A 15,505-nucleotide genomic window follows, 5' to 3' on the forward strand; every position below is an offset into this window, starting at 1 on the left:
GAAGTCCAGGGTGGTCGCGTGCCTCAGCCGTTGATGTCCTGGGCGGCCAGGCGCTTGGCGCCGGCCAGCAGGACGAGCACGGCCCAGGCCGCGTAGAGCGGGAAGCCCCAGGGCATCGACAGGTGCTCCACGGTGGGGTCACCGGCGATGGCCGCGATGGCTCCGCCCGGCAGGTACTGGCCGACCGAGGGCACGAACTGCACGAGCGCGCCCTCCAGCAGCACGGTGTAGAGCACCAGCCCGACGACGGAGGCCACCTGGTTGCGCACCAGGGCGCCGACGCCGACGCCGAAGGCGGCCGCGAAGGGACCGAGCAGGAAGGTGCCCCAGATCGTGGAGAACACCTCGCCGTGCCACAGGTCGATGTGGTCGATGCCCTTGGACTGCAGCACCGGCACTCCGACGGCCAGCACGGTCAACTGACCGACGACCGTGTACAGCAGGCCCAGCACCGAGGCGACCAGCACCTTGGCGAGCAGCCAGGTCTCCCGGTTGCGCACCAGGACGATCGAGTCCCCGGCCGTGCGGTGCCGGAACTCGGTGCTGACGAGCAGCGCCCCCAGGACGGCCGCGAACAGCGCGGCGAAGAAGCCGCTGCTCAGGGCCTGGTGCAGCCCCTCGGGGGTGTTGGCGTCCAGTCCGTCCGGCTTGCCGACGGTGGCGGTGGCGCCGAGCGTCTGTATCGCGGCCATGCCCACGGTGGTCAGCAGCAGCCCCCACCAGGTCCTGGTGGTGCGGGTCCGCACCCACTCGGCCGCGGTGGCGCGCTTCAGGTCTCCGCCGGTGGCCGGCGCTGCACTGGTCACTGCGGCGCTCATGCGGCGACTCCGGTTCCGTTGAGCTGGCGGTAGAGCTGTTCCAGGCTGCCGTCGGTGGACTCCCGGGCGGCGTCCTCGCGGCTGCCCTGCCAGAGCACCTTGCCCTGCAGGAAGACGACGTCGTCGACGAGGTGCTCCAGTTCGCTGAGCAGGTGGCTGCTCACCAGGACGGCGACGCCCTCGTCGGCGGCCTTCCGCAGCCGCTCGCGCAGCCACAGCACGCCGTCGGGGTCGAGGCCGTTGGTCGGCTCGTCGAGGATGAGGGCCCGGGGGGTCCCGAGCAGGGCCCTGGCCAGGCCGAGGCGCTGGCGCATGCCCAGCGAGTAGCCGCGCACCCGGCGGTCGGCGGCCTCCAGCAGGCCGACGTCACCCAGCACGTCCTCGATGCCGGCCGGGTCGAGCCCGAGCGCGGTCGTCGGTATCCGCAGGTGGGAGCGTCCGCTCCGCCCGGGGTGGAAGGCCGGTTCCAGCAGGTGCCCGACGGTGCCGGGCGGGAGGCCGAGGTGGGTCCGGCCGCCGATGGTCGCGCTGCCGGTGTCGGCCGCGGCCAGGCCCAGCAGGATCCGCATCGCGGTGGTCTTGCCGGCGCCGTTGCGTCCGATGAACCCGGTGATCCGACCGGCCCGCGCAGTGAAGCTCACCGCGTCGAGGGCCGCTCGTCCGCCGTACTGCTTGGTCACACCGTCCAGGACGATGTCCAACCCGGTCCCGGTCAACCCCTGCCCCGAATCTTGAGGCCCAGCGCCACACCCATTCCGACGGCTCCGACGAATCCCAGCCCGAGAAGCACGTACCCGATGGTGCTGACGCCGGACGCCGAGCGCGTGAACAGGGCGCCCAGGGCCAGCAGCAAGGTTGGAATTCCCGCCGCCGCCAACAGGTAGTTCGTCCGAATCGTCCGCATGTCTTTTCCCTGAAGTCTCAAGTGCCTTGGTGTGGTTACCTGGTGAACGGTATCGGGGTGGTGTAGTCCCAACCGCCGCTGCCCACGGGCGCCGTCAAGAGGTCGCCGCCGGTCAGGGCGGACGCGCCGGCGACAGTGGTGCCGGTCGGTCTCTCGAACAGCTCGTGCCTGGTGCTCCCCCGGTGAGCCACGGTGTGGTGCTCCTTGTCTGCTTGCTCTTGCGTGCTGCTGACAACGAGAAATATGCCAGGCGCAACGGCGGCAGAACGGGGATTCGGCTGCAGCATATTGCAGACCCCGGTTGCAGCTTCTTTGTGCCGGCTAACCTTCGACGGGAACCGGGGATGGGTGACTCCAACGCCCCTGCCTACCAAGGCAATTACACGCAAGCACGGGTGAAGGCCGTTCTTTGGAAAGGTTTTTGACGGTCAATCACTTTTGAGGATCCGCCTCACGCGCCGCCGCGCCCGCGCCGGACACCCCGCCCGCCCCGCCGGCCCCGACCACCCCGCCCTTCCCGCCCGCGGTGGCCCCCTCCCGCTGGTGGGGCCGCTTCCGGGGCGTTGCGCGCCTCACACCCGGGCCCGGGAACCGGCGATCCGCGTACACGCGTTCCACTGCACGGAGCGTGCCCCGGGCAGTGACTCGGAAATGATCCCTTTGTATGCTCCGCTCTCCGGCTTCCTTCCGTCCGTCGGCGATGACGCGAACGGCGGGGAGCGGCGGTAGAGGCGCCCGAAGGCGGCCTCCGGTGAAGGGTGCAGGTATGACAGGCCGCAGGGCGGGGACGTCGGACGAGGACGCCGGCTGGTGGGAGAACCTCCCCCCGCAGGGCGATCCGTACCGGCAGGATGCGCCACGGCGTGACGACGTACCCCGGCCGCGGGCGCCGCACGGCCGGGCGGACGACCGGCAGGCCGTTCCGACCGGTGGCCGGGCCGAGGCCCGGCGGGCCGCGCAGCAGCAGGGCCGGGGCGGCCGGCGCTCGGCGGGGCCGGACGCCGGGGGCGCGCCGGAGGGCGGTGGCCGGGCCGTGGCCCGCCGCGCCGCGCAGCAGGGGCGCCGCAAGCCCCGCCGGACCAAGCGCATCGTGATCTGGAGCCTGGTCGGCACCAGCCTCGCCGTGGTCGGCACCGGCGGTTTCCTCTACTGGCGGCTGAACGCCAACATCTCCTCCTGGGACAGCGCCGGCGTCAGCGAGAGCCGCCCGCCGGAGGCGGAGGCCGACGCCAACGGCAACAAGCCGATGAACATCCTGCTGATCGGTTCGGACTCGCGCGACGGCGACAACAAGGACCTCGGCGGCGGCGACGAGGGCGGCGCCCGCTCGGACACCACGATCCTGTTGCACGTCTACGCCGACCACAAGCACGCCGTCGGCGTCTCGTTCCCCCGCGACGCGCTGGTCGACATACCCAAGTGCATGCTGGGCAACAAGACCTGGACCGGTCCGCAGAGCAACGTCATGTTCAACAGCGCCTTCTCGGTGGGCGACCTGAAGGACGGCAACCCGGCCTGCACCCAGAACACCGTGGAGAAGCTCACCAACCTGCGGATCGACCACACCATGGTGGTCAACTTCGAGGGCTTCGCCGCGATGACCAAGGCGGTCGGCGGCGTCGAGGTCTGCCTGCCCAACGACATCTACGAGCGCGACCTCAACCCGAACCTGCCCCGCAAGGGCAAGCTGATCTACTCGAAGGGCATGCAGAAGGTCGAGGGCCAGTCCGCGCTGGACTACGTCCGGCTGCGGCACGGCATCGGCGACGGCTCCGACGTCGGCCGGATGAAGCGCCAGCAGGCGTTCCTCTCCTCGCTGATCAAGCAGGTCAAGTCGGAGGGCATGAGCCCGACCACGCTGTACCCGCTGGCCGACGCCGCCACCAAGTCGCTGACCGTGGACGAGAGCCTGGACAGCATCGACAAGCTGACCGGCCTGGCGATGACGCTCAAGAACATCGACCTGCACGACATCAAGTTCATCACCACGCCCTGGCACTACGAGGGCGCCCGGATCGGCCTCAACCACCCGGACGTCGATCAGCTGTGGGCCTCGCTGAAGGCCGACCGCACCCTGGACGGGCAGGACGCCGGTGCCGCCTCCCCGGCCCCGTCCGAGCCCGCGACCGAGTCCGCGTCACCCACCGAGGCGCCCGCCCCGCCCGCCGACGGCACCGGCGTGAAGGTCGCGGTCTACAACGGCACCATGACCACCGGTCTCGGCGTGAAGGCCGCCGACACCCTGAAGGGCGCCCACTACACCGTCACCTCGACCGGCAACGCGGCCAGCAAGAACCACGCCACCACGGTGGTCCAGTACGGTTCGGCCGCCCAGAAGGCGCACGCGCAGGCCGTCGCCGCGCTGTTCCCGGGTGCCACCGTCGAGGCGGGCGGCGCCGCGGGCACCGTCACGCTGATCCTCGGCAAGGACTACGCGGCGACGGCGGGGGACGGGACGTCGACGGCCCCCTCCGACCCGGGCCCGGTCTCCTCCGAGGTCGCCGGGGAGGCCCGCTCCGCGGACCAGGACGCCTGCTCCGACCTCAGCTTCGGCTGACCGCGACCGCGACCGCGACCGCGACCGCGTTCGCGAACGCGACTACAACCGGGATCGCGAACGCGGGACGGGTCGGCCGCAGCGCCGCCCGCCCGTCCGAGCAAGGCTCGCGGTTCGCCGCTGGTCAGCCGAGTCCGAAGACCCGCTCCAGCACGACGGCGACGCCGTCCTCGTCGTTGCTGACCGTCACCTCGTCGGCGACCGCGCGCAGTTGACCGTGCGCGTTGCCCATCGCCACGCCGTACCCGGCCCAGTTGAACATCGGGACGTCGTTGGGCATGTCGCCGAAGGCGATGGTCCCGGCGGCGGTGACGCCCAGTCGGCGGGAGGCCAGCGAGAGGCCGGTGGCCTTGGTCAGGCCGAGCGGGAGGAGTTCGACGATGCCCTCGCCGGCCATCGTGATGCCGACCAGCTGACCGGCCACCGACCAGGCGGCGTGGGCGAGTTGGTCGTCCGTCAGGTCGGGGTGCTGGATGTACAGCTTGCTGACGGGGGTGGCGAGCAGCTGGTCGGGGGAGACCTCCCGGAGCGGGAGTTCGGCGCCGATCCGCAGCCGGTAGCCGGGCCCGGCGAGCACCTCGCCGTCCAGGCCGTCCTGGTTGGCGGCGACGGCCAGCGGGCCGACCTCGGCCTCGATCTTGGCGAGGGCGAGCGCGGCCAGCTGCCGGTCCAGGGTGACGGAGGTGAGCAGCTTGTGCGCGCCCGCGTCGTAGACCTGGGCGCCCTGCCCGCAGACCGCTATCCCGGTGTAGCCGATCTCGTCGAGGACCGGCCTGGTCCAGCCGGCCGAGCGGCCGGTGACGATGATGTGCTTCGCCCCGAGCGCGGTGACCGCGCCCAGGGCCTCGCGGGTGCGGGCGGAGACGTTCTCGGCGCTGGTGAGCAGCGTCCCGTCGAGGTCGGTGGCGACCAGCCGGTAGGGCAGCGAGTCGGTGCTCATGGTGCGCGGTGCTCCTGGAGGAAGGGGGCGGGTTACTTGGTGACCGGCTCCAGCACGGCCTTCCCGCCGAGGAAGGGCCGCAGCGCCTCGGGCAGGACCACCGAGCCGTCGGCCCGCTGGTGGTTCTCCAGCAGCGCGACGATCACCCGGGGGACGGCGACCAGGGTGCCGTTGAGGGTGGCGAGCGGGCGGGTGCCCTCGGCGTCGCGCATCCGGATGGAGAGCCGGCGGGCCTGGTACTCGGTGGTGTTGGAGGTGGAGGTGACCTCGCGGTACTTGCCCTGGGTCGGGACCCACGCCTCGATGTCGAACTTGCGGGCGGCCGAGGCGCCGAGGTCGCCGGAGGCGACGTCGATCACCCGGTAGGGCAGTTCCAGCGCGTTCAGGAAGTCCTTCTCCCACTGGAGCAGGCGGCGGTGCTCGGCCTCGGCGTCCTCGGGGGTGGTGAAGACGAACATCTCCACCTTCTCGAACTGGTGCACCCGGATGATGCCGCGGGTGTCCTTGCCGTAGGTGCCGGCCTCGCGGCGGAAGCAGGAGGAGAAGCCGGCGTACCGCAGCGGCAGCCGGTCGGCCTCCAGGATCTCGTCCATGTGGTAGGCGGCGAGCGGTACTTCGCTGGTGCCGACCAGGTAGCGGTCGTCGTCGGCGAGGTAGTACACGTTCTCGGCGGCCTGGCCGAGGAAGCCGGTGCCGTCCATCGCGGCCGGGCGCACCAGGGCCGGGGTGATCATCGGGGTGAAGCCGACCGCGGACGCCTGCGCCATCGCCATGTTGACCAGGGCCAGTTCCAGCAGCGCGCCGGGGCCGGTCAGGTAGTAGGAGCGGGAGCCGGCCACCTTGGCGCCGCGCTCGGTGTCGATCGCGCCGAGCAGCTGGCCCAGTTCGACGTGGTCGCGGGGCTCGAAGCCCTCGGCGGCGAAGTCGCGCGGGGTGCCGATCTCCTCCAGCGTGACGAAGTCCTCCTCGCCGCCGACCGGGGCGGCCGGGTCGATCAGGTTGGCCAGCGAGCGCTGCAGCCGCTCGGCCTCCTCCTTCGCCTCGCCCTGGGCGGCGTCGGCGGCCTTCACCTCGGCGGCCAGCTCCTTGGTGCGGGCCAGCAGGGCGGCCTTCTCCTCGCCCTTGGCGGCGGCCACCTGCTTGCCGAGCTGCTTCTGCTCGGCGCGCAGCTCGTCGAAGCGGGTGCCGGACGCGCGGCGGCGTTCGTCGGCGGAGAGCAGGGCGTCGACCAGGTCGACGTCCTCACCACGGGAGCGCTGCGAGGTGCGCACTCGCTCGGGGTCTTCACGGAGCAGGCGGAGGTCGATCACGGCCCCCAGCCTACCGGTGGGCGGGGGCCGCTCCGGGACGCCGCCCGGTCGGGTCGGGGGCGGGCCCCGGCCGCGCGGCGGGTTGAGCGGTTATGTACCGGCTGTCCGTAATTGTGGCATCCTGTCCCGCGCGCCCCCGGGGGAGGGTGGTGGAAGGCCGTCCGGGGTTGGGGATAACTCCGCTCCGCCTGTGGATAACCCCGGTGGACAACCCACCCGCGGACGGGTTATCCACAGGATCGCGCGCGGGCCTGTGGACAGTGCGGGACCGAAGGTCCGCAGACGTCCGAACCGGGAATTCCAGGTTTCAAACCTCGATTCGGCTTCCCGGGTGAGGGAATTCGCTCGCTCACCCAGGTGATTTGTCGGCGCAAGGGCGACTCTGGTCCGATTAGTCCACTACGCGGCCCTAGCAGATGATCTGACCGGACCTGGTGGTTTCCTTACCGTTTTGTCGACTCGGGCCCGTCCCTGTGGATAACTGCCCGTCAGCTGGGGACAACCCCGCCTGTGGACGCCGCCCGCCGTCCTGTGGATGAACCGCCCGCCCCCGCCCCCGCGCCCGGCCGGCCCGGCAGCGCCGCTGGTGAACGGGGCTGCGCCGGGCAGGTGACGCCCGGGCGTGTCGGAAGTGAACGGCGCGGGACCCCGCCCGGCCCCGCCCGGCCCGGGTCGTCCCCCCCGCCGGGGAGCGGCGGCCTAGAGCTCCCCGCGCCCGTCCAGGCAGCGCGAGAGCCAGTCCGCGGCGGTCGCGAAGTCCAGGTCCGAGGTGCCGTTGCGGAGCGGGGAGGCGGTGCCCCGGTCGGCCCGCGGGTAGGAGCCGAGGAAGCGCACCTGCGGGCAGATCCGCTTCAGGCCCATCAGCGCCTCGCTGACCCGCCGCTCGCTGAGGTGCCCCTCGCAGTCGATCAGGAAGCAGTAGTTGCCCATGCCCTCGCCGGTCGGCCGGGACTCGATCCGCATCAGGTTGATCCCGCGCACCGCGAACTCCTGCAGCAGCTCCAGCAGCGCGCCCGGGTGGTCGTCCGGCAGCCACACCACCATCGAGGTCTTGTCCCAGCCGGTCGCCGAGGACACCCGCCCGGGACGGCCCGCCAGCACGAACCGGGTGGTCGGCGACGCCACGTCGTGGATCTCGTCCGACAGCACCTGAAGCCCGTACAGCTCGGCGGCGAACGCCCCCGCCACCGCCGCGTCGTAGCGGCCCTCCTGGACCAGCCGGGCCGCCTCCGCGTTGGACGCCGCCGACTCCCACTGCGCGTCGGGCAGGTTCGCGGCCAGCCAGTGCCGCACCTGCGGCTGCGCCACCGGGTGGCCGCTGACCGTCTTCACGTCGCCCGCGGTGGTGCCGGGCCGGACCATCACCGCGAACGAGATCGGCAGCAGCACCTCGCGGTAGATCATCAGCGGGCTGCCGTTGATCAGCTCGTCGCTGGTGGTGGTGACCGCGCCGTCCACCGAGTTCTCGATCGCCACCATCGCGCCCGCGGCCTCACCGGCCCGCACCGCGTCCAGCGCAGCCGAGACCGAGGCCACCGGCGTCAGCTCCCGGGTCGCCGCCTCCGGCAGGGTGCGCAGCGCCGCCTCGGTGAAGGTGCCCGCGGGCCCGAGGTAGGTGTAACGGGTCGCCGACATGACCGCCTCCGAACTCACTGCGCCTACGCGTGGGCACCCCTGGCCCGTTCCTCACCATAGCCACTTTCCCGGCGCCGCCCGGACCCGTCCCGCTCTGCGGGCAGCGGACCGGGCGGCCGCGCCGCCGTCCTCAGCCCTCCAGCAGCTGCTGCCCCACGTACCCGCCCGCGGGGGCGCCCGGCGGCACCGCGAACAGCGCCGACGCCTCGTGCCGCAGGTACCGGGACAGGCCGTCGCCGCGGGAGAGCCGCTGCTGCACCGGCACGAAGCCGCGCGCCGGGTCTGCCTGGTACGCGGCGAACAGCAGCCCGGCGTCCGGGGAGCCGTCGGGCAGCAGGCCGTCGTGGAAGGAGAAGCCGCGCCGCAGCATGGCCGCCCCGCCGTTGGAGGCCGCCGCGGCGACCCGGACGTGCGCGTCGGGGGCGATCCGCAGGACGCCGTCCCCGTCGGTGGCGGCCAGGTCGACGGGGGTGCGCTCGACCGCGTCCGGCCCGCCGGAGAGCGGGGCGCCGTCGCTCTTGCGGCGGCCGATGATCCGCTCCTGCTTGTCCAGCGGCAGGGTGTCCCAGCCCTCCAGCAGCATCCGGATCCGGCGCAGCACCGCGTAGCTGCCGCCGGCCATCCAGTCGCCGCCGGCCGCGAACACGGTGGCGTCGAAGTCCGGATCCCGCGGGCGCGGGTTGTTGGTGCCGTCGACCTGGCCCATCAGGTTGCGGCCGGTCATCGGGTGCGGCGTCGCGCCGGGCGTGCGGGCGAAGCCGGACATCAGCCAGCGCGGCGCGGCCAGCCCGGTGGCCAGCCGCATCAGCACCCGCAGCGCGTGCACCGCGACCAGGCTGTCGTCCGCGCCGATCTGCACCCACAGGTCGCCGCCGGAGCGGGCCGGGTCCAGCGCGTCGCCGGGGAAGGCGGGCAGCTCGACCAGCGCGGCGGGGCGGCGGTCGGCCAGCCCGGCCTTGTCGAACAGGGTGGCGCCGAAGCCGAAGGTGACGGTCAGCGAGCTGGGCCCGGCGTCCAGCGCGATCTGGTTCTCGCCCTCGGCGGCGGGCTCGCCCGCGGCCATCCGGGCGGCCGCCGCCGACCAGCCGCGCAGCAGCGCGGCCAGCCCGTCCCGCCCGGTGCTGGCCAGCAGGTCGAACGCCGCCCACTCGACCCGGGCCTGGGCGGGCTCGACGATCCCGCCCTGCCGGGCCGCGTGGAACGGCACCCGGGCCGCGCCCAGCGTCACCCCGTCGGCCGGGGCGTGCGCGGAGGCCCGCCCGCCCCACGCCCCGCCGGCCGCCCCCACCGCGAGCCCGGCCCCGGCCCCGCCGAGCACCGCCCGCCGGGACAGCCCGGCCGATCCGCCGCTCACGGCCCGACCTTCAGCTGCCGGGTGGCCGTCACCTGGTCGATGTCGGAGGAGCGGACGGTCACCGAGACCACCCACACGCCGTTCAGCGGCAGCTGCGCGGTGCCGGTCCAGCTGCCGGTGCCCTGCGCCTGCAGGGTCACGGGCAGCGGGCCGAGGTCGCGGTCGGGGAGGGTGAAGGCGAGCTCCAGCTCCGGCACCTCGGCGGGCTGCCCGGCGGAGTCGGTGAGCTTCAGGGTGACCGCGTTCGGACCGGTGGCGACCGGGTTGACGGTGACGACCGCGGTGCCCTTGGCGTTGGCGGTCCGGCCGCCGGTGTCGTACGGGAGCTTCAGCTCCTCGGTCCGCCCCGGCACCGCGGAGGCGCTCGCGCCCGCACCGGCCGTCGCGGGCGCGTCGGCGACCGCCTGGGCGACCCGTCCGGGCGGGGAGTTGGTGAGCATGGTGGTGACCACCAGCACCGCCACCGCCACCGCGGTCTCCACCACCACGCTGCGCCGCAGCCCGGCCCGGGCGGGGGAGCCGACGGCGGCCCGCTCGCCCCGGGCGCGGTCGCGCACCGCCCGCTGGCGGGCCAACTGGGCGGCCCGCGCCGGATCCCCGCCCCGGCCCCCGGCACCCCGGACGTCGTCGTCCGGCTGGTCCGCGACGCCCCCGGCGCCCGCAGCGCCCGCAGCGCCCTTGCCACCCGCCGCCATTGCCCCTGCGGTGCCTGCGACGTTCGCGGTGCCCGCGACGTCCACCGGGCCCCCGGCGCCCCCGGCGCCCGCCGCGTTCGCGGCGCCTGCGCCCGCGCCCGCTCCGTCACCCGCAGCGCCCTTGCCACCCGTCGCCGCCCCCGCCGTGCTCGCGACGTCCGCGACGTCCGCGGCAGTGGTCGGCGCCTCGGTGGCCCGCTCGCCCCGGGCGTCGTCGACCCCGGCGCCCACCGCCGTGCCCGCACCGCCCCCGGCACGCGCAGCGTTCGCGACCGCCGCCGCTTCGCCCGCCGCCGCTTCGCCCGCCGCCTCGTCGGTCCCGCGCAGTCGGGCCGTCCAGGCGCGGGAGATCCAGGCGACGCCGAGCATCGCCGCCACGCAGCCGACCTTGATCAGCAGCAGCCGTCCGTACGAGGTGTCGACCAGCGCGCTCCAGGAGCCGAGGCCGCGCCAGGACTGGTAGACGCCGGTGACCACGAGCACCGCGACCAGCCAGAACGCCAGCTTGGAGAAGCGGTCGACGGCGGCGGCGGGCAGCCCGCGGCGCAGGCCGACGGCGAGGACGGCCAGGCCGCCGAGCCAGCCGGCCATCGCGAGCAGGTGCAGGGCGGCCAGCGGGAGCGCCAGCGGTACCTGGAGGCCGACCGAGGAGTGGTCGGCGCCGACCCAGGTCGCGGACAGCGCGAGCGCGAGGGCGAGCCCGGCCAGGCCGAGGCCGAGCCGGGTGTCGCGCTGCGGGCGCTCGGCGGCGGCCCGCTCCAGCCGGCGCAGCTCCGCCTCCTCCTCGTCCTCGGGCCCGGTGTCGGCGGTGTCGGCCTCCGGGGCGGGGGCGGGCTTGGCCTGCTGGGTCCCCAGCTGGCCGACCAGCAGCGACAGGAAGACGCCCGCGGCGGCGAGCAGCAGCAGCCGGGCGGCCAGCGCGGTGCCGATCCGCTCGTCCAGGGTGGCGCGCACCAGCGACAGGTCGAAGGACTGCCCGAGGCCGCTGCCGCGCTCGTACGGGCCGCGCAGCATCAGCACGGCGACGGTGGACAGCAGCAGCGCGACCCAGCCGGTCATCAGCAGCCGCTGCACGCCGCGCACGGCCGCGCCGCCGGGCCACACCACGATCACGAACGCGGCGGCGCCGACCAGCAGGGCGAAGGCGGCGTAGGCGACGGTGCGGGCGGTGCCGTAGGCGAAGGCGACCGCGCCGTCGGCCTCGGCGCCCTGCACGGCGGCGGGGTTCACCGAGGTGTCGGAGGGGGCGCCGATGGAGAAGGTGAAGGCGCCGCCGACCGGGTGGGAGTCCTCCGAGACGGCCCGCCAGGCCACCGTGTAGGTGCCGTTCGCGAGGCCGGAGCGCAGCGCGACCCGGGCGGTGGCGGCCCGGCCGTCGACGTGGTCGGGCTTGCCGTCGTCGACCGCGTTGCCCTGCGGGTCGAGCACCCGCACCGAGTCGGTGGACAGTGAGACGCCCTCGCTGAAGGTGAGCGTGACCGCGGCGGGCGCGGTCGCCACCACCGAGCCCCGTTCCGGGTCGGTGCCCTCCAGGGTGGCGTGCGCGGACGCCGCGGTCGCCCCGCCGAGCACCAGTCCGAGCGCGGCCACCAGTACCGCCAGCAGCGCGCCGAGCCGCCGCCTCACCCCTGTCACCACGTGCGTGCCTCTCCTCGTCGCCATCGCCGATCAGCTACCCGGACGGTACGTCAGCGGTTTCACCGGAACCCGGACCACGACCCGGCCCGCCTTGGCGAACTGCAGGTCGAGCTCCAACTCGTCGCCGAGCGAGGGCTGTTCGGTCCAGTTCATGATCATCAGGTGCGCGCCGCCGCGGGACAGGTCGAGGGTGCCGCCGGCCGGGACGTCCATCGCCTCGACCTGCTCCATCGAGCTGTCGGTCGACCGGTGCATGGTCACCGACCCGGCGGCCGGGCTGCTCACGCTCACCAGGGTGTCCGCGCCGCCGGCGTTGCGGACGGTCAGGTAGCCCGCGCCCATCCCGCCGGGCGTGGCGGGCAGCGGTATGTACGGGTCCGCGACGGTCAGCCGCGGCGCGCCGCCGGAGCCGCCGGACTGGAGCGCCACCGCGCCCGCGCCGACCGCGAGCGCGGCCGCCAGCCCCGCCCCGAGCAGCGCGGAGCGCCGGAACGACCGGCTGCTCACACCGCCACCCCGTTCGCCATCAGCTCCAGGTCGTGCTTGTAGACGTCGATCGAGGTGCCCGCCATGTACAGCAGGTGCGCCTTGTCGTCGCCGGGCATGAACGCGAGCACCTGCGCGCCGTGGGTGGAGGTGACCGCGCCCTTGGCGTCCACCACCGGGTCCTCGACCAGGATGCCGAGCGGCTTGGCCGCGGTCTTCACCTTCGACAGGTCGCCGGTCAGCCCGATGAAGTCCTTGCCCATCGAGTCCAGCCAGGTCCGCAGCACCTGCGGGGTGTCCCGCTCCGGGTCGGTGGAGACGAACACGATCGCCAGCTTCTCCCGCTGCTCGGCGGTCAGCTTCGACATCGCGACGCCGATGTCGCCCATCGTGGTCGGGCAGACGTCCGGGCAGCTGGTGTAGCCGAAGAACAGCAGCACCGTCTTGCCCGCGGTCTTCGCCCGCAGGTCGTACGGCTGCCCGGAGGTGTCGTCCAGCACCAGGTCCGGCTTGTCGAAGTTCTTGCTCAGCACGGTGCCCTGGTACTGGCTGGTCGACGCCTTCTTGCTGACCTTCGCCGCCCCGGTGCTCTCCCCGCCGCCACCGGCGGAGGAGCAGGCGGACAGCGCCAGCGAGGCGCCGAGGACGAGGGCGGCGGCGGTCAGCAGCCGGGGGCGGGGGCGGTGGAGGGAGGCCACGGGACTTTCCTGTTCGTACGGGAGCGGTCGGTACGGGGAGCGGCAGGAGCACGGGAGCGCGCGAGCGCTCGGTGCGGGGTGCTCGTGCGGAGGGGGAGGGCGGCGGTGCGCCGGGACGGGGCGCGCGGCCCCGTCCCGGCGGCGGTTCAGGACTGGCCGGAGCGGCGGCGCAGCCCGGCCACGCCGAGCGCGGCGCCGGCCACGCCGACCACGATGCCGACCACGCCCAGCGTGCGGGCCGTCGAGTCGGAGCCCTTCGTGCCGGACGCGGCGGCCTGCTCGGTGCCGCTGGAGTCGGCCGAGTGGTGGTCGGCCGCGGTGGTGGCGCCGGCCGCGGCGGCCTTGGAGAGCTTCAGCGTCGGGGCGGGCTTGGACGGCTCGGGCTGCCCGTCCTTGGCCTCCTCGATCCAGCGGACCACGTCGCCGTTGTCGTAGGTCTGCAGCGCCTTGAAGGTCAGCGTGTCGGTGTCGGTCGGCAGCGCGCCGAGCGAGACCGAGAAGTCCTGGTACTGCCCGGGGCCGATCTTGGTGCCGTCGTTCGCGGTCCAGGTGATCTTCGAGACGGCCTCGGTGATCTGCTGGCCGTGCGAGTCCAGCGGCTTGTCGAGCTTCGACTTCTCCAGCACGGCCGTCCAGCCGGGGATCGGCTGGGTGCGGACCGAGGCCATCGGGTGGTCCAGCGGCAGGTTGACCTCGACCTTCACGGTGGAGGCGGTGTCGCTCTCGTTCGGCACCCGGAACGCCACGGCGCTGTACCCGCCCTGCTGGACGCTGCCGGGCTGGACGGTGACGTGGGCGAAGGCGGGAACGGCGGACGCCAGCAGGGCGCCGGCCGCCACCACGAGCGCGCCGAGGGAACGGCGGGCGGAAAGCGAACGCATCAGGGGACTCCTGAGGAAGGGGCCGCGCGGCGCTGCCGCGTCGGCACGGGGGGAGGAGCGGGACTCGTCCGGCCCGCTCACGGCGCGGGCACGGGGGCAGCGGTGCGCGCCCGGTCCCGGCGTTCCTGCCCGGTCCCGATCAGCGCGCGAACGCCACCGCGGGCGGTCCCCGGCGCGGCAGGCTGTGCCGCAGCACCGCCGCCACCGGCAGCGGCCAGTCCTCCGGGCGCCCGGTCCGGCGCGGCGCGACCGGGTGCCCGGCACCCAGCAGCAGCGCGCCCAGCAGCGCCACCGCGCCGCGCAGCGGGGCGGCCCACTCCCGGGCGGTCAGCGCGGCGGTCCGCACCAGCCGCCACAGCGCGGCCTCGCCGCGCCGCAGCCACCAGCCCGCGACCAGCGCCGCCGCCAGGTGGCCCAGCAGCATGCCGGGGGTCAGCCCCAGCCAGCCGGCCGCCGCGTGCGGCGCCGCGGCCGCGACCACCGCCTGCGGGTCCAGGCCGGCCGCGCTCACCACCTGTTCCGGCGTGGTGTCCAGCGGGACGACGGTCAGCCCGTTGCCGGGGGCGTCGTCGCACAGCAGCCGGCCCGCGACGACCGCCAGCGGGTCCGCGGCGCCGGCTCCGGCCATCCGCGCGTGCGCCATCGGCGCACCGCCGCCCAGGCCGCCGCCGAAGAAGTGGAACAGCAGGTGCAGTCCCAGCTGCCCGCCGGCCAGCGCCGTCGCGATCGCCGCCAGCGAGCGCTCCCGCCCGCCGACCAGCGCGGCCGCCGCGCACACCGCGGCGAAGCCCAGCAGCAGCACGTCCGGGGCCACCGCGCCACCCGCCCGCGCGTGCCCGAAGGCCGCGACCAGCGTGCACACCAGCGCGAACGGCACCGCCCGCAGCAACCGCAGGTCCCAGGCCGCCACCGGCACCCGGCGCGCGGGCACGGCGGCGCCCCGGCGGGCGGCGGCGGTGGGGTCAGTCATGGCCGGGCCATCATCTCACCGCCTACAACCGCCCCCGGGGCAGGGGCGGGAACCGGCCCCGAATGGCGAGAAACCGACCGGCGCACTCACCCGTCCGCGCGCTGATCGGCACACCCGACGGGACCAGTCCATCCGCCGAACGGGCGGGCTTGGCTCGTGCGGACGGTTCGCCGTGCACCGCCGGGGAGATAGCTAGTTGTATGTGGAGCCGCAGCCAGGAGGGATCTCCCGTGGAAATCTGGTGGACTCTGCACCTCAAGCGCGATCCGGCCAGCGTGCCGCTCGCCCGCCGCATCCTGCTCGGAGCCATGGACGCCGCCGGAGTCGACCCGCAGGTCGCCTTCGACCTCGGCCTCGCCCTCACCGAGGCGTGCGCCAACGCGGTCGAGCACGCCGCGCCCGCCCACGCGGGGGGCACCTTCCAGGTCACCGCCTCGCGCAGCGGCGACCTGCTGCGGATCGAGGTGGCCAACACCAGCCCGGCCGCGCCCGCGCCCTCCTCCGCCCCCGCCGCCGTCGAGCGCCCGGCCCCGCGTCCGGCCCCGCCGCGCCGCCCGGCCGACGGTTCCCCCGACCGCCCCCCACCAGACGCCCCCGTCGTACGGCCCGCCCGCGGACC

Annotated in this window: 14 protein-coding genes; 2 read left to right on the forward strand and 12 right to left on the reverse strand. The window is 74.5% G+C overall.

Going from position 1 to position 15,505, the window contains the following annotated elements:
- Positions 1-23: 23 nt before the first annotated feature.
- The 3 genes from ABD345_RS21295 to ABD345_RS21305 are packed head-to-tail and all read right to left on the reverse strand — an operon-like array spanning position 24 to position 1,722.
- Complete coding sequence (locus ABD345_RS21295; RefSeq protein WP_344554038.1) at positions 24-818, reverse strand: ABC transporter permease subunit; 795 nt, start codon at positions 816-818, stop codon at positions 24-26.
- Positions 815-1,534 carry an ATP-binding cassette domain-containing protein gene (locus ABD345_RS21300; RefSeq protein WP_344554039.1) on the reverse strand — a complete coding sequence of 240 codons (720 nt, stop codon included), beginning with the start codon at positions 1,532-1,534 and terminating at the stop codon, positions 815-817. Before ABD345_RS21300 ends, ABD345_RS21295 begins: the two co-directional genes overlap by 4 nt.
- Positions 1,531-1,722: a hypothetical protein gene (locus ABD345_RS21305; protein WP_344554040.1), complete on the reverse strand. Its 192-nt coding sequence runs from the start codon at positions 1,720-1,722 to the stop codon at positions 1,531-1,533. Before ABD345_RS21305 ends, ABD345_RS21300 begins: the two co-directional genes overlap by 4 nt.
- Before the next feature lie 766 nt (positions 1,723-2,488).
- Between ABD345_RS21305 and ABD345_RS21310 the strand changes: the two genes are divergently transcribed.
- A complete protein-coding gene (locus ABD345_RS21310; protein ID WP_344554041.1) occupies positions 2,489-4,279 on the forward strand; it encodes an LCP family protein in 1,791 nt (596 codons plus the stop codon).
- A gap of 124 nt (positions 4,280-4,403) precedes the next feature.
- Here ABD345_RS21310 and ABD345_RS21315 read toward each other — a convergent pair whose 3' ends face one another.
- From ABD345_RS21315 to ABD345_RS21355, 9 genes are all read right to left on the reverse strand, one after another.
- Positions 4,404-5,219 carry an HAD family hydrolase gene (locus tag ABD345_RS21315; protein WP_344554043.1) on the reverse strand — a complete coding sequence of 272 codons (816 nt, stop codon included), beginning with the start codon at positions 5,217-5,219 and terminating at the stop codon, positions 4,404-4,406.
- Positions 5,220-5,251: 32 nt separating this feature from the next.
- The gene (serS, locus tag ABD345_RS21320; protein ID WP_344554044.1) at positions 5,252-6,529 is read right to left on the reverse strand and encodes a serine--tRNA ligase; all 1,278 of its coding nucleotides are present in this window, start codon (positions 6,527-6,529) and stop codon (positions 5,252-5,254) included.
- Between the two features lie 699 nt (positions 6,530-7,228).
- Entirely contained in the window at positions 7,229-8,164 is a 936-nt protein-coding gene (pheA, locus tag ABD345_RS21325) for a prephenate dehydratase (protein ID WP_344554045.1), read from the reverse strand.
- 130 nt (positions 8,165-8,294) lie between these two features.
- Complete coding sequence (gene efeB / locus ABD345_RS21330; protein ID WP_344554046.1) at positions 8,295-9,518, reverse strand: iron uptake transporter deferrochelatase/peroxidase subunit; 1,224 nt, start codon at positions 9,516-9,518, stop codon at positions 8,295-8,297.
- Positions 9,515-11,848 carry a copper resistance CopC/CopD family protein gene (locus ABD345_RS21335; RefSeq protein WP_344554047.1) on the reverse strand — a complete coding sequence of 778 codons (2,334 nt, stop codon included), beginning with the start codon at positions 11,846-11,848 and terminating at the stop codon, positions 9,515-9,517. The genes efeB and ABD345_RS21335 overlap by 4 nt, the downstream gene beginning before the upstream one ends.
- Positions 11,849-11,881: 33 nt before the next feature.
- Entirely contained in the window at positions 11,882-12,358 is a 477-nt protein-coding gene (locus ABD345_RS21340) for a copper chaperone PCu(A)C (RefSeq protein WP_344554048.1), read from the reverse strand.
- Positions 12,355-13,035 (reverse strand): SCO family protein, encoded by a 681-nt coding sequence (locus ABD345_RS21345; protein ID WP_344554050.1) that lies wholly within the window; start codon positions 13,033-13,035, stop codon positions 12,355-12,357. The genes ABD345_RS21340 and ABD345_RS21345 overlap by 4 nt, the downstream gene beginning before the upstream one ends.
- 146 nt (positions 13,036-13,181) lie before the next feature.
- Complete coding sequence (locus ABD345_RS21350) at positions 13,182-13,916, reverse strand: YcnI family copper-binding membrane protein (protein WP_344554051.1); 735 nt, start codon at positions 13,914-13,916, stop codon at positions 13,182-13,184.
- A gap of 139 nt (positions 13,917-14,055) precedes the next feature.
- Positions 14,056-14,886: a hypothetical protein gene (locus tag ABD345_RS21355; protein ID WP_344554052.1), complete on the reverse strand. Its 831-nt coding sequence runs from the start codon at positions 14,884-14,886 to the stop codon at positions 14,056-14,058.
- 230 nt (positions 14,887-15,116) lie between these two features.
- On the opposite strand from ABD345_RS21355, the gene ABD345_RS21360 reads away from it, so the two are divergent.
- The coding region (locus ABD345_RS21360; protein ID WP_344554053.1) for an ATP-binding protein at positions 15,117-15,505 on the forward strand (389 nt) is incomplete at its 3' end.

Origin of the sequence: Kitasatospora saccharophila, assembly GCF_039529925.1 — a bacterium.
Classification (GTDB): Bacteria; Actinomycetota; Actinomycetes; order Streptomycetales; family Streptomycetaceae; genus Kitasatospora; species Kitasatospora saccharophila.

Coding starts and splice junctions, on each gene's coding strand:
- ABD345_RS21295 (WP_344554038.1), bottom strand. CDS start 818: ATGAGCGCCGCAGTGACCAGTGCAGCGCCGGCCACCGGCGGAGACCTG.
- ABD345_RS21315 (WP_344554043.1), bottom strand. CDS start 5,219: ATGAGCACCGACTCGCTGCCCTACCGGCTGGTCGCCACCGACCTCGAC.
- ABD345_RS21355 (WP_344554052.1), bottom strand. CDS start 14,886: ATGACTGACCCCACCGCCGCCGCCCGCCGGGGCGCCGCCGTGCCCGCG.
- pheA (WP_344554045.1), bottom strand. CDS start 8,164: ATGTCGGCGACCCGTTACACCTACCTCGGGCCCGCGGGCACCTTCACC.
- ABD345_RS21350 (WP_344554051.1), bottom strand. CDS start 13,916: ATGCGTTCGCTTTCCGCCCGCCGTTCCCTCGGCGCGCTCGTGGTGGCG.
- ABD345_RS21305 (WP_344554040.1), bottom strand. CDS start 1,722: ATGCGGACGATTCGGACGAACTACCTGTTGGCGGCGGCGGGAATTCCA.
- ABD345_RS21310 (WP_344554041.1), top strand. CDS start 2,489: ATGACAGGCCGCAGGGCGGGGACGTCGGACGAGGACGCCGGCTGGTGG.